The organism is bacterium, from assembly GCA_035419245.1.
GTDB lineage: Bacteria > Zhuqueibacterota > Zhuqueibacteria > Residuimicrobiales > Residuimicrobiaceae > JAKPUX01.
The window spans coordinates 40,432-54,316 of the sequence record DAOLSP010000011.1; the positions used below are offsets into that span (position 1 = coordinate 40,432).

The 13,885-nt window shown below is 62.1% G+C and carries 13 protein-coding genes; 12 read left to right on the forward strand and 1 reads right to left on the reverse strand.

Features of this window, described 5'->3' with window-relative positions; translation table 11 throughout:
• Positions 1-35: 35 nt before the first annotated feature.
• The gene (locus PLH32_12735; GenBank protein HQJ65472.1) at positions 36-359 is read right to left on the reverse strand and encodes a hypothetical protein; all 324 of its coding nucleotides are present in this window, start codon (positions 357-359) and stop codon (positions 36-38) included.
• A gap of 247 nt (positions 360-606) precedes the next feature.
• Between PLH32_12735 and PLH32_12740 the strand changes: the two genes are divergently transcribed.
• The 12 genes from PLH32_12740 (at position 607) to PLH32_12795 (ending at position 13,873) form a co-directional block, all read left to right on the forward strand.
• Positions 607-1,200: a sigma-70 family RNA polymerase sigma factor gene (locus tag PLH32_12740; GenBank protein ID HQJ65473.1), complete on the forward strand. Its 594-nt coding sequence runs from the start codon at positions 607-609 to the stop codon at positions 1,198-1,200.
• A complete protein-coding gene (locus PLH32_12745) occupies positions 1,200-1,730 on the forward strand; it encodes a hypothetical protein (GenBank protein HQJ65474.1) in 531 nt (176 codons plus the stop codon). Before PLH32_12740 ends, PLH32_12745 begins: the two co-directional genes overlap by 1 nt.
• Positions 1,731-2,231: 501 nt before the next feature.
• Positions 2,232-2,873: a fumarylacetoacetate hydrolase family protein gene (locus PLH32_12750; protein HQJ65475.1), complete on the forward strand. Its 642-nt coding sequence runs from the start codon at positions 2,232-2,234 to the stop codon at positions 2,871-2,873.
• Entirely contained in the window at positions 2,873-3,937 is a 1,065-nt protein-coding gene (locus tag PLH32_12755; GenBank protein HQJ65476.1) for a uroporphyrinogen decarboxylase family protein, read from the forward strand. Before PLH32_12750 ends, PLH32_12755 begins: the two co-directional genes overlap by 1 nt.
• Positions 3,938-3,949: 12 nt before the next feature.
• A complete protein-coding gene (locus tag PLH32_12760) occupies positions 3,950-5,458 on the forward strand; it encodes an oligosaccharide flippase family protein (protein ID HQJ65477.1) in 1,509 nt (502 codons plus the stop codon).
• A complete protein-coding gene (locus tag PLH32_12765; GenBank protein ID HQJ65478.1) occupies positions 5,448-6,308 on the forward strand; it encodes a class I SAM-dependent methyltransferase in 861 nt (286 codons plus the stop codon). The genes PLH32_12760 and PLH32_12765 overlap by 11 nt, the downstream gene beginning before the upstream one ends.
• Positions 6,309-6,335: 27 nt before the next feature.
• Positions 6,336-6,758, forward strand: a complete 423-nt coding sequence (locus PLH32_12770; protein ID HQJ65479.1) for a nucleoside 2-deoxyribosyltransferase — start codon at positions 6,336-6,338, stop codon at positions 6,756-6,758.
• 17 nt (positions 6,759-6,775) lie between these two features.
• Entirely contained in the window at positions 6,776-7,975 is a 1,200-nt protein-coding gene (dinB, locus tag PLH32_12775) for a DNA polymerase IV (protein HQJ65480.1), read from the forward strand.
• The gene (locus PLH32_12780; GenBank protein ID HQJ65481.1) at positions 7,972-10,029 is read left to right on the forward strand and encodes an alginate lyase family protein; all 2,058 of its coding nucleotides are present in this window, start codon (positions 7,972-7,974) and stop codon (positions 10,027-10,029) included. Before dinB ends, PLH32_12780 begins: the two co-directional genes overlap by 4 nt.
• Before the next feature lie 16 nt (positions 10,030-10,045).
• Complete coding sequence (locus PLH32_12785) at positions 10,046-10,852, forward strand: histidine kinase (GenBank protein ID HQJ65482.1); 807 nt, start codon at positions 10,046-10,048, stop codon at positions 10,850-10,852.
• Between the two features lie 120 nt (positions 10,853-10,972).
• Complete coding sequence (locus PLH32_12790; protein HQJ65483.1) at positions 10,973-13,111, forward strand: tetratricopeptide repeat protein; 2,139 nt, start codon at positions 10,973-10,975, stop codon at positions 13,109-13,111.
• A 15-nt stretch (positions 13,112-13,126) separates the two neighbouring features.
• A complete protein-coding gene (locus PLH32_12795) occupies positions 13,127-13,873 on the forward strand; it encodes an ATP-binding protein (GenBank protein ID HQJ65484.1) in 747 nt (248 codons plus the stop codon).
• Positions 13,874-13,885: the final 12 nt, after the last annotated feature.

Here is a 13,885-nt window from a genome sequence, read left to right on the forward strand (position 1 = left end):
TGCCTGAGGTCGCGGGTAAGAGCAGAGTGCCTATCTCAGCCGGCTTTGCGGGCGGCCAGGAAGTAAAAGATGATCAAGGCCAGTCCACCGAAAAGGAGCATACTGGCCAGGGTGAAGATGTCCTGGCCATCACCGTAGATCGTGCCGACCAAGGCACCAAGTCCAACGCCGCTCAGCACCAGACCCCATTTGAGCGAAGTGGGGGCATTCTCGCGAACGGGCTGGGCGAAGAGGGCCTGAAGGATCTCGGCCGTCACCCCTTTCTCGATCATCTGCCGCTTCAATTTGTTATCCGAGAGGATCTTCACCATTAAAACGACCATGGCAAATGCGCCCAGAGGGACCAATTCTTCCATCATAGGATTCTCCTTTCTTGGTTGAGGGATTTCATTTCGCTCTACCTTATCTGACAGGTCAGGGGGGAAAATGTTGCAGGAGAGCAATACCTTGTTGCAATTACCCGAGAATTTCTTATCTTATTATGTAGGTACCGCCTGTACAGGCGAGCCGAGGTCAGGGAACACCGGGTGTGGGCGAGAGGTGATGGCTGGCCCCGGGATGCACCGAGTGCAACATTTCAGCCGCTTGGCGGTCTAATCAGAGGGAATGGACACCCGAGACGATAAAACGCTGATCGAATCCATCCTCGCGGGCGACCAGGGCGATTTCGCCCTGCTGCTGGCGCGCTACCAGAAACTGGTCGTGCACCTGGTCGCGCGGATGATTCCCCGGGCATCAGACCGTGAGGACCTGTGCCAGGAGATTTTTCTGCGCATCTACCGCAGCCTCGGCGAATTCGAGCATAAATCCAAATTATCCACCTGGGTGGCTACAGTCGCCCACAATACCTGCATCAATTATCTGCAGAAGAAACGCCTGCCGCTCTACGAGGACCTGGCCGGGCCAGAATCCGACGAGAATGCCGAGGCAAGCCGCCGGCTCGAATGGGTCCCCGCGGCTGAGGCCTCACCGCTGGAGCATGTAGAAGCGCGGGATTTGCGTGCCACCCTCCAGCGCGAGATCGATGCTCTGCCGTTGACCTTCCGGGCGATCCTGACGCTCTTCCATCTGGAGGAGATGAGCTACAGCGAGATCGCCGAGGTGACCGCCCTCCCCGAGGGCACGGTTAAAAGTTATCTTTTTCGTGCGCGGCGTCTACTGCGAGACCGCCTCGCCGCGCAGTACCCTGTGGAGGCTTAATGAAGCAACATTTGAATGATGCTGAGCTGCAACTATACCTCGATGGCCGGCTCGAGGAGAGGGAAAAGCTCGACCATCTCCGCGGCTGTCCGCTCTGCCAGGAACGCCTCGATGGCTATGAGCCGCTCTTTGCAGCGCTCGCCGTTGAACCGGAATGGTCGCCGTCACCAGCCTTGACAGAAAAGGTGATGCGCAAGATCCGGAGGGAGAGCCTTGGGCCGCTCTCCGAGAACCTGCTCCACTCCCTGATTCTGATGGGCGGGATCATTGCCGCCTTTCGGATCGCCTTGCCCTTTCTGCATCCGCGAACCTATCTGACGGAGATGCGCGGACTTCGCCTGCCTGAGAGCGGTCTCTCCTGGGAGTGGTTCCGGCACCTGAACATTTTGCCCCAGCTGGAAGAATACTTCCGCGGGACCACCCTACCGATTAACAGCCTGGTTCTTTTGGGCGGAGCGCTCCTCCTGGTGCTGCTTCTGGACCAGCTTATCGCCCTGGCCCGTCGTCACGATCTGCCGCAGAGCCGCTGAACCCCCTTCGCCTCCAAGGGTGTCGGTTTCGAGCCCGGCCGGAATCTTCCCCGGCCGGGCTGTTTTTTTGAGGGCCGCGTGGGCGGGATCGAGAGCGAAGGGGGGGGACCGAGAGCAGGGCGCGTGGAAACCAGCTTTCGGCGGGTATCCAGGCACTGATATTTTCCTTGATTCTTACTCCAGGGTTTGATATACTTTTGAATTAAACCGGCGTTCCCATCAGGAGACGAGGCGATGAAGGCATTTTCCTATCTCACGGCAAAGGGCGAACCCTGCATCGGTATTGAAACAGGGGATGGTCTGCTCAATTTCACCCGCTTGTGGCACTATTTCAAGGAGATCAAGAATTTCCCCCAGGCCCCCGATTTGCCGTTCCTGCAGCTCATGGTCGAGCTCGACTATTTCTCCGGAGAGACCTTTGATCAAGTCCTTGCCGCGGTCCGGGAAGTTCGCAGCCTTGATGACCTGATCATCCGGGAGCCGTTCACCTGGCAGGTGCCGATGCAGCGGCCGACCAAAATTCTATGTCTGGGCCGCAATTACCGGGCCCACGCCGCCGAGCTGGACAACACGGTTCCCGAGTCGCCGATGTATTTCGCCAAGGTGCCTTCCTCTCTGCTTCCCCATCAGGGCGCCATCTGCATTCCGGCGGGGATCGGCCGGGTGGATCACGAACTGGAGCTGGCGTTGGTGATCGGCAAGCGCGGTGCCCGCATCCCAGCGGAGAAAGCCATGGAGCATGTGGCCGGCTATACCATTGCCAACGACGTCACCGCGCGTGAGATGCAGCGCGAAGAGCAGAAAAAGGGCAAACCCTGGACCCTGGCCAAGGGGATCGACACTTTTTGCCCCATCGGGCCCTGGCTGATCCCGGCGGACCTCCTTCCGGATCCCCATCGGCTGGCGATGGAATTGAAAGTGGATGGCGAGGTGCGGCAGAAGGGCAATACCGGCGAGATGGTCTATAAAATTCCCGAATTGATCGCCTATATTTCGCGCTATATGACCCTCGAGCCCGGGGATATCCTGCTGACCGGCACCCCTGAGGGCGTCAGTCCGCTCCAGCCCGGAAACCGGGTGGAGTGCTCGATCGAGGGACTCGGCACCCTCGAGAATCTCGTGATTTCCGGAAAGGGGGAGTGATGACCGGCGGATTCGCGCCCTATTCACCCAATTTCGGCCGGCTGAAGACGGTCCTGTTGGGCGGCAAGGCCGATCGCGTGCCTCTCATGGAACTGGGCATCGATGAGGGAGTCATGGGGCAGTTCATCGGGCGGCCCCTCCAGACCCTCGGGGACAAGATCGAGTTTTACCGCCTCGCTGGTTACGATTATATCAAGCTCGCTCCGGTGATCAACATGAATCCGGGCGCCGCGGTGCCGGAGAGTGGCTTCCGCCAGTCCGAGGCTACCGCGCTGGACCGCGCCCGCACCTGGGGGACCGAAAGCAAGGGGATCATTACCACCTGGGAGGAGTTCGAGCGCTTTCGGTGGGCGGAGGTGACCGATGCCGCGTTCCGCTGGTTCGACGAAGCGGAGCGCACCATGCCCGCGGAGATGCGGGTGATTGGTCAGTATGGCGACATTTTCACCTTCACCTGGGAATTCATGGGCTTCGAAACCTTCAGTTACGCCCTGGTCGAGAACCCCGAACTGGTGGCTGCCCTCTTCGATCGGATCGGTTCGATCATCTATGCCCTCTTTGAGCGCATGGCGCAGTACGAGGTGGTCGGGGGGCTTTTTTACAGCGACGATATCGCCTACTTTTCGGGGTTGATGATTTCGCCGGCCACCCTGCGCCGCTATCTTTTTCCGTGGATGCGCAAGATCGCGGCGCTCTGCCAGGCCCGGAATATGCCCTTCCTCTACCACAGCGACGGCAAGCTCTGGGAGGTGCTGGATGAGCTGATCGCGGTGGGCGTGACCACGCTGCAGCCGATCGAGCCCAAGGCGATGGAAATTCGCGAGGTGAAGCAGAAATATGGCGATCGTCTCGGCCTGGTCGGCAGCGTCGATATGGATCTGCTCGCGCGCGGCGATCCGGAGCGGATCCGGGAGACCGTGCGCGGTCTGATCGAGGATGTCGGCCGGCGTGGCGGCTATTGTGTCGGCTCGGGCAACAGCATACCCAACTATATTCCGCTGACCAATTATCGTGCCATGCTCGAGGCCACCTGGGCGTTCGGGCAACTCTCGACGCAGCCTTGAGACGGGCCGCCCATGTCGCTTTATCAACCCATCAAACGTCTCGTCAAGCACTCCGCGGTCTATGGTCTGGGTCATGTTCTCAGCCGCTCGGTTGGCTTTCTGCTGCTCCCGCTCTACACCAATATTTTTTCGACGGACGGATTCGGGGTTGCCGGGCTGGCAATGACCTGGCTGACCATCCTCACCTTGCTTTACAGTTACGGTCTGGATGCCGGATTTATGCGGTTTTACATTCTGGCCAGCCAGGAGCGGGAGCGCCGTGCCATTTTTACCACGGCGACGCTGGCCCTCTCGTGCACCAGTCTGATCTTTTCGCTGCTGCTTGGGCTCCTGGCTCCGCACCTGGTCACCCTCTTTTTCGGAGCTGGTGCGCGCGGCACCGGGATCGATCTGGTGCTGCTGATCCGCCTCCTGGCCGGGATCCTCTTTTGTGACACCGCGGCTTTTATTCCGCTGCTGCTGCTGCGTGCGGAGGAAAAGTCGTGGCTCTACGTTCTCATAAAGGTGGGTTCGGCTCTCGTCCTGCTGGCGGCCAATCTGTACTGTATCCTTGCCGCCGGGATGGGTGTTGAGGGCATCTTCATCGCCAATCTCGTTTCCTCCGCCCTGACCCTGGCTGCTGCTTTGGGGGTGTTGCTGCACAGCGGCGCGGGGCGCCTCTCCCGCGACTGGCTGAAGCAGCTGCTGCGCTTCGGACTGCCCTTTTTGCCGACGGGATTAGCCATCGCCCTGCTCGACAGCGCCGACCGTCTGATGCTGGAACGGCTCGATTCGGTGGCCGCCGCTGGTCTTTACAATGCAGGCGCCAAGGTGGGAATGATCATGGGCCTGCTGGTGGCCGCGTTCCGTTTCGCCTGGCAGCCCTATTTTCTCGCTACTTCCCGCGAAAACGAAGCCAAAAAGATCTTCAGCCGCATCCTCACCTGGATGCTCGCTGCCTGTCTCGCCCTTTTTCTGCTGATGAGCCTTTTTGTCGATGAGCTGCTGAGGTTGCGCATTGACGGTTATACCTTTTTCGGATCGGCCTTTTGGGAGAGCAGCCGGGTGGTGCCGTTGATCATGCTCGCTTCGCTCTTTTATGCTCTCTACCTCATCTTCGAGGCGGCCCTCTACCTCGAGAAGAAGAGCGGCTTGATCGCTCTGGTCACTCTGGCCGGGGTGGCGGTAAACCTTGCCGTCAATTTCTGGCTCATCCCGCTTTATGGCCCCCTCGGATCGGCCTGGGCACGTGCGATCGCCTATGCCGGTATGGCCCTGGGCCTGTATGGATTTGCACAGCGTTACTACCCCATTCCCTATGAATGGCTGCGGATCCTGCGCTTGGTCCTTTGCAGCGCCGCGGTTTTCGGCCTGGCAATGCTGCCAGCGCTGCGCAGCTCGACGGTTTTGCGAGCGTTCCTCCTCGCCTCCTGGCCCCTGCTGCTCTGGGGCAGCGGCTTCTTTCGCAGCAGCGCCGGGGAAAAATCCGGGTTTTTGTCGCAAAAATTGCGTAAGTTGGTAGCAGACCGGCGTGCCGGCTGAAATTCATGCAGGGATCGAGGAGGAGATGACCGACCAGGAAAAAGCCGCTCTGAAAGCCTTCTACCAGCAAGTCGGTGAGAAATACCCTGAGGAGGAGGAGGTCTATCACACCCTGCGCGGCCTGCTGCGGCGCGACTTTATTCTCGGCCGTCTGCGCGGTCTGCGCGGCACCCTGCTCGATGTCGGCTGCAATCGCGGCATGTACCTTGCAGCCTGGCAAGGCGGCCCCTCCTTCGGTCTAGATCTCAGCATGGGGGCCCTGCAGCGGTGTCCTGCGGAGCTCGCCGGACGGCTGATCCAGGGCGATGCGGAACGGCTCGACTGCTTCCGCGCCGGATCCTTTGACCATTTGCTCTGTAGCGAGGTCCTCGAGCATTGCCTGAACCCGAAGGCTATCTTTGCGGGAATGGCCCGGGTGCTGAAACCCGGCGGAGCGGCCCTGCTGACCACGCCGAATTACCGCGGACGGCGGCCGGAGTACCTTGAACTCGGCATTCTCAAAACCTACGGCGTAGAATGTTCGAGCGGCCCGGAATATTTCCACACCGCCTATCGCCCCGAGGAGCTCGAAGCCATGGCCCGGGAAGCGGGTCTTTTAGTGGTGGAGTCGGGCACTCTGGAGAAGGAAGTCAAGTATGCGGCCAAGCTGCCTGCCGCTCTGCTGCTGGCGGTGCGGCTCCTCAACCGGCTGCTCCGTTCAGAGCACCTTGGCCGCGCCAACGAGGCTTTTTTTCATACCTTCACCCTGGCCTGCTACCGTTTCAGCCGCGCGATCGGGCTGGAAAAAGTGCTCCTCCTCCTGGTCCGGGAAGGGGTGCGCTCCTACATCGTCATGAAAAAGCCGGCCTGAGGCCGGAGCCACACCCGGGAGAAGTCGATGCAGATCTATTTTGCTGCTTCCATCGCCGGCGGGCGCAGCTATCTGCCCACCTACCGGAGGATGGTGGATTTCCTCAAAGCGGGCGGCCATCGGGTGCTGACCGAGCATATCGTCGCGCAGGATGTCCTCCGCCAGGAGCAACCCTTCAGCGCGCGCCAGATCTTTGAGCGCGATGCCGCCTGGCTCGAGTCCTGTGACTGCGTGGTGGCCGAGATCTCTAATCCCTCGCTGGGGGTCGGCTATGAGATCTGCTATGCTCTGGATTGCAGCAAACCGCTCCTCTGCCTGCATGCACGCGGCCTTTTCATCTCGCGGATGATCACCGGGATCAGCCGGCCGGGCTTCTCGGTCGCCGACTATGGTGCGGAGGAGGAGTGGCAGCAGCGGATCACTGCCTTTTTGGGAGCCGTATCACGATAAGGGAGTGGGCCTGAGCCATGCCAAGGACGATTCTGCATCTGGACATGGACGCCTTTTTTGCGGCGGTTGAGCAAAGCGACCATCCCGAATGGCGCGGCAAACCGGTGGTGGTGGGCGCCGATCCCCGGGGAGGCCGGGGCCGCGGCGTGGTCTCGACCTGCAGCTATGAAGCGCGACGCTTCGGCATACATTCCGCCATGCCGATCTCGAAAGCCTGGAAGCTCAATCCCGGCGCCATCTACGTCCAGCCCCGCGGCCAGCGCTATGCCGAGGTTTCGCGCCAGGTGATGGAGATCCTCTCCCACTTTAGCCCCGATCTCGAGCAGATCAGCATCGATGAGGCCTTCCTCGACATCACGTCCACACAAAAACTCTTCGGCGGGGCCGAGGCCATGGCGAAGCGGATCAAGGCGGAGATCCGGAAGGAGACCAATCTGAGCTGCTCCATCGGCATCGCCCCCAGCAAGTTCGTCGCCAAGATCGCCTCCGATCTGCGCAAGCCCGATGGTTTGGTCCTTGTGCCGGAGGGCGAGGTAGAGCGCTTTCTCGCTCCGCTCGAGATTGCCCGGCTTTGGGGGTGCGGGCCCAAGACGGTGCCGCTGCTGCAGGCGATGGGGATTTTCACCATCGGGGATCTTGCTGCATGCGCCCAACTGGAGCTGATCAACAAGTTCGGCCAAGTGGGCCTCCATTTCTGGCGTCTGGCGCATGGCCTGGATGAGCGGCCGGTCAGCGACGACCATTCAGCCAAATCGATGAGCCGCGAGTCCACTTTTGCGGCGGATACCGGCGACGAGGAGGAGATGCGCCAGACACTCCTCAGCCTCTGCGATGATCTGGCGTACGATATGCGCCGCCATGAGGTGCGCGGGCGCACCATCACCCTCAAGATCCGGCTTGCTGATTTCAGCACCTTCACGCGTTCTCGCTCCCTCGAGACCGCCACCGACACCAGTGCCGAACTCTTCCATCATGCCAGCGAGCTATTCGCCAGTTTCAACCGCAAGGGCGCACGGATACGCCTGCTGGGGGTGGCGGTCTCACAGCTGCAGCAGGGTGAAGGCCAGATGGATCTCTTCACCCCGGAGGCCGCACGCAAGGATAAAGTCGACCGCATCATGGATGACGTGCGTAAAAAGTTCGGCACCCGGGCGATCAGCCGCGCCAGCCTCCTTCAGAACCGCCGTGATTCACAGTGGATCCGGGACGAGCCATGACGCTGACGGAACTGCAGCGTTATGCCTACCGGCTACGGGTGATGCGGCCGGGCGAGATGGCCAGCCGATTGTACCGCAACCTGGCTGCCCAAGGGTCGCGCCTGCGTGGCGGGGAAACCGGCCCCGACCTGGCGGCAATCCTTGTGGAATCGGAGTACACTCCCGAAGGTTTACTGGCCGCTGCGCGGCAGCGCCGGCCACTGCCGCTGCAGACCGCTCTGCCGACCGATCCTGGGGCCTGGTTTGCCGCCCGCTGGCCGGATGGCTACGCCGCCCTGATGACCGCCGCCGAGCGGGCGGCTGCAGGCCATTTCTCCCTGCTCTCGGCCGATTTCACTTTTGACGGTCCTGTCGACTGGCACTATGATCCCCTAACCCGGCGCTCCATGCCATTGAAACACTGGACGGCCATGCCCTATTGGCGCCCGGGCTTCTGCCCTGGGGTCCGGCAGATCTGGGAGCTGAACCGGCATCAACACTTCGTCACCCTCGGTCAGGCCTGGCTGTTGAGCCGCGACGAGCGCTGGACCCGGGCCCTCTTCGGGCAGTGGCACGCCTGGCTCGCGGCGAATCCCTGCGGCCGCGGCATCAACTGGACCAGCTCGCTCGAACTGGGTGTACGGCTCATTTCCTGGAGCTGGGCGTTGGAACTGGTGAAATCCGCCTCCGCCTGCACGGCCGGCTTTTACGAAAAACTCCTCATCTCGGTCCATCAGCACGCCGAGCACATCCGCCACCACCTCTCGCGCGGCTCCTCGGCCAACAACCATCTGCTCGGCGAGTGTGCGGGCCTGATCTGTGCCGCTCATTTTTTCCCTGAGCTGAACCATGCCCGGGCTTGGCTGGAGCAGGGATTGACCCTTTTCTGGCCGGAATTCCTCCGCCAGGTGCATGACGATGGCGTGATCAAGGAACAGAGCACCGGTTATCAGCGTTACCTTTATGAGTATGGCACGCTGGCGATCCGAGCAGCCGATGCGGCGGGCCGGCCGGTTCCTGCAGCGCTCCCGGAACGGCTGGAACGGATGGCCGAGTTCGTCGCGGCCCTGATAGATGGTGCCGGGCAGGTGCCGCCGATCGGCGATGGCGACGATGGCCAAGCGCTTCTGCTTGATCCGCGTCACCGGGATGCGGAGGGAATGAAGCCGACGCCCTGGCAGGACCTCCTCGGAGAGGCCGCCCTGCGCTTTGGACGGCCGGATTTTGCCGCCCGGTCGGCCGGTTTTTCGCCTGCTCTCTTCTGGCAATACGGCGCGGCGGCAGCCGGGTGCTTTCCGGAAGCGGCGGGCCCCCACCCGGAAGCGCTGCGCCTGTTCCCGGAGGGGGGGTATGCCGTATGGCAGCAGCGCGGCGGCGGCCTGACGCAGCGGGCGATTCTGGATGCCGGCCCTCTGGGACTTGATGCGATGGCGGCGCACGGTCATGCGGATGCCCTGAATTTCCTTCTCACCGCGGGCGGCCGGCCCCTGCTCATCGACAGCGGCACTTTTATTTACCGAGGCGAGGCCTGCTGGCGCGACTATTTCCGGGGCACTGCGGCTCACAACACGGTGCGTATCGATGGCCGGGATCAATCGCAGCCGCTCGGACCCTTCCAATGGGGCCGCCAGGCGCGGGCCCGTTTTCTGCCCCCGGAAGTTTCAGGCGGGCCGGCCATCCGCGCTGAACACGACGGCTATCGGCGGCTTGGTGTCGTCCACCGCCGGTTGGTCGCTTGGGACGAGGGCGCCTGGCAGGTGGTGGATGACCTGCTGGGCTGCGGGACGCTGCGGGCGGAGTTGTTCTGGCATCTCGCGCCCTGCGGCTGGCACTGGTCCGATACGGACCAGCTTGAAGCCTGTTATCCGGACTGCCGCCTCCTGATCCGGATCGCCGGGCCGGATTCTGTCCGTCTTGAGGTGGTCGAGGGTGTAGAATCGCCTCCGCAGGGCTGGTTTTCACCCCGGTTCGGGCAGAAGAATGCCAATCCTGTGCTCTGTGTCAACACATATGAACCACTCCCTGTGCATATTATCACTACAATTCGAGTCCTGTGCGAAGACGCACAGGCTTGAGGGAAAATAGGAGCCCATGACATCCAGGATCCGTAATGGAATCGGCGCGGTCTTATCCGGTTCAGCCCTCGCCCTGCTGTATCTGAACTGTGCGGCCTGGTTTGACATGCCCGGCAAGCCGGCTGTGTGGATTGTGGCCCTGGGCGGCGCTGCCGGCTTGACGGGCGCTTTGCTGATGCGCCTCCTCGATGAACCTAGAGAAAGCGCGAAACCGACACCGGTGGAACCGGTCGTACCCGGTGTGCCGTGGCAGGTGAACCGGTTATTCCTCTTCAATACGCTCCATCATGCCGCAGCCTTGACGGTGGCCGATCCCGAGCGGGCACGGACGGTCATCGAAAAACTGGCTGAGTATCTCCGCCTCGTTCATGAGTTGAATCACCATCCGGATACCCTGCTCAACCTCGAGATCCGTTGCGCCGGGATGTTTCTCGCCCTCGAACGCATGCGCTTCGGCGATCGGCTGCGCGTAACCGAAGCGGTGGCGGACGATTGTCTCGAGTACGCTGTTCCCAGCTTGATGCTGCAGCCGCTCGCAGCCTGGGCAGTACGCAGCGGAGTGGAGCTTGACGACAGGCCGGTGGAGGTGACGCTTAAGGCATGGCAAACCGGCAGGGAGATCCTGCTCGAGGTCCGGCACGACGGCCGGGGCATCAGCGATCCGGCGCGGCGGCAGCGGCTGCTGGACGAACTCGGTTTTCGCGAACTGGAGCGGTCGCTGCAGCAGCGATTTGGCGCCGATACGGCGCTTGAAGTTATGGCGAGTGAACCGACTGGAGAATGCGCGCGCATCCGTTTGAAATGGGAGGATGCAGCCGGCTGAACGCCGCCGCTGTGGTCTTTCCTTTCCGCACTTGCCGCCGCAAGCCAGTACTACAGGGATGCAGCCGTGAATCGCTTCCGCAGCAGGCATCATGTGAATCAACAGCAAAGTAAACAAGTGATGAGAAAGCACCTATCCGTACTATTCCTCGCTCTCCTGGTCAGCGGAGGGTATTTCACAGCCGCTTCAGCCCCGCCGGAGCGACTTCGCCTGAGTCTGATCCCCCTTGCCAATCCTGCCGTAGAGCCGGCGGCGGTCGACCGTTTCAATCGAACCATGAATGCCGCTCTGGCCTGGTTGCCGCGCCAGACCGGGGTGGAACTGGTGCCGGCGGACACCCTGGCCGCTCTTCTCGATGGGGCGATCAAGCCCGATTTTCCGGAACTCTATGAGCCGTTCAGCCTGGCGCGCGCCAATCTCGAACTCCAGCTGGATGGCGTCCTTTTTTGCCGCCTTGAGAGGCGCGCAGGCCGCATCGTCATCACCGCCCGGGCGATGGAATTCCCCTCGGGCGTACTGGCTGCGGAAAACGAGCAGCCCCTGCCGGCCGATACCGTGACGGTGGAGTCGCCATTGCTGACGTCCCTGATTCAGCGATTCGCCGTACGGGATTCCCTGACAGGCCATCCCTTTGGCGCTGGCGAGCAGGGATTGGTGCTGTTGACCGGCGATCTGACGCAGGAGGAGTACCGTTCGGCCTGCCAGCAGTTTTTTGCGGCCCTGCAATTCGATGAGAGCCAGCAGCCGCTGCGTGTGAAAATTCTCTCCAGGGAGAAGCTGCTGCCGCAGGCGCAGGAGATTTGCGGTGTGGCCCGCGACCTGAAGGCCGCCACCCAGGCCGCTTGGCTCTTCGATCTGCGTCCAGCGCCGGATGGCGCCCGGGTCCGCTTCGCCCAGGCCCTCACGGCACCGCCGCAGAAACCGGTCATGGAATGGACCCTGCCCGTATTTCCCCAGGTCGATGAACTCGCTTGTGTCGAGCTGCCGGCCGATTCAACAGCGGCCCACGAGATCAACGCTGCGCTCCTCGAAGCGCCACCGGATCCCCTGGCCGTGGTGACACAGGAGGCCTGGAATGCAACTCCTGCCCTTGCCTTCCGCGCGGCCTTACGGCTGCACCAGGGACTGGCAGGCACCGGAACCAGCCCGTCCCCGGCCCGGATGGCCGCGGGTGAGACGCTCTACAGGCTCGCTGCCGATGGAGCGGCGAGCAAGCCGCTGGAGGCCTGGTCCGCTCTCTATCTCGGAACTTTGCTGGCGCAGGAGAACAAGAGCGCGGAAGCCATCACTGCGCTGCAGGAGGCCGAGGCCCTCTTCGGCCCCATGGCCGATCCCTCCGGGCTGATTCTGAGCCGGCGCGAGCTGGCTGCGGTTTACACAGGGCAGCAGGCCTGGCAGCAGGCGCGGCAAACCCTCAACCGTCTGCTGAACATTCCGCCGGACAGTTTGACCCAGGCTCTGACCTGGCAAAAGGTCGCCCAACTCTACGAAAAGGAGGGACGGACCAACGAGTCGGTTCAGGCCTATCACCGTACCGCCAAAATCAATCTTGCCATCAAACGGCCCTATGAGGCTGCGATGGTCTATCAGCGCCTGGGTCAGATCATGCGCGAAACTGGGGATCTGGACCGCTCCGTCGCCTATCTGGACACTTTCCTGACGCAATCGCAGTCGCTCGCCAGCGAGCCCGCCCTGGCGCGTGCCTATTTCCAGATGGGGCTGACCCGGCTGGCGCGCAACGAACGCGAAATCGCGCTCTCCAATTTTCTCAAGGCCGGCGATTACCTCGAAATGCTTGGCGATCACAGCGGCCAAGCCAGGGCGGACCTCAACATTGGCGCTATCTACTGGCAACTCGGCGATACCCTCAAGGCGCGGCAGCGCTACTTCTCGGCCATCAACCAAGCCACAGCCGAGGGGGATTCGGTGATGGTGCTGATGAGCGCGGTCAATCTTGCCGACATTCATCTGACCCAGAAGAACTACAGCCAGGCCCAGACTTTTTTTGACCGTGCCCTCGCCATCGCCCAGCAGGCCAGGGACGCCCGCGAGCAGGCCAAGATTACCTACGCCAAGGGTCTCGCTTATCTCAAGGAGGGTCGGCTGCGGGCGGGGTATGCCCGGATCAAGGAGGCGATGGCCCTCGGCGGCGGCTCGGTCAACGGCGATGCCGCAAAGGAACAGGCCTTTCTGGACAAACTCTCCCTGCTGATCGGCGACATCGAAACCCTGCGCGGCGCCCCGCCGCCGCGTTACTGAGAGCGACCTGTCCGGGTGGCCGCTCGCCGCAACATCCCCGAGGCCGTCCGTGCTCTCACCGCGCGGGTCGATCGGGCCGTGCGCGAGTACCGGATGCTCCAGCCAGGCGACCGGCTCCTGGTTGCGGTCTCCGGCGGTGCGGACTCCATGGCTTTGCTTCAAATCCTTTCCAGCCGCATCACCCTCTATGCCGCCGGCTCGAGCCTGCGCGCGGTCTATGTTGATCTGGGATTCGGCGCCGCCGCCGAGGCGCGCTGCCAAACCATGCGCGACTATTGGCATAGTCTCGGGGTGAGCGGCCGCATCCTGCATACCACCATTGGCCCGCTCGCCCACAGCGAGGTCAACCGCGAAAATCCCTGTTTTCTTTGCTCCCGCATCCGCCGCAAGCACCTTTTCGCCACAGCGGAACGCTTCCAGTGCAACAAGATCGCCCTGGGCCACCACAAGGACGATCTCATCGAAACTCTGCTGCTCAACATGCTCTTTAACCGCGAGATCAGCACCAGCCCGCCGATGCTTTCCGTCCATGGAGGGCGCTACCACCTGATCCGGCCGCTGCTCTATGTCGAGGAGACCATGGTCAAGGCCTACGCGGCGGAGTGCCGGGTCCCGGTTTTCGGGCAGGAATGCCCGAGCGACGGCGCCTCTAAACGGCAGGAAATCAAGGAGTGGCTGGCAGCGCTCGAGCAGACACATCCCGGCTGCCGGGAGAATCTCTTCCAGGCGATGCGCCGAGTCAAGAAGGACTATCTGCTCTGAGCACGAGGCTCC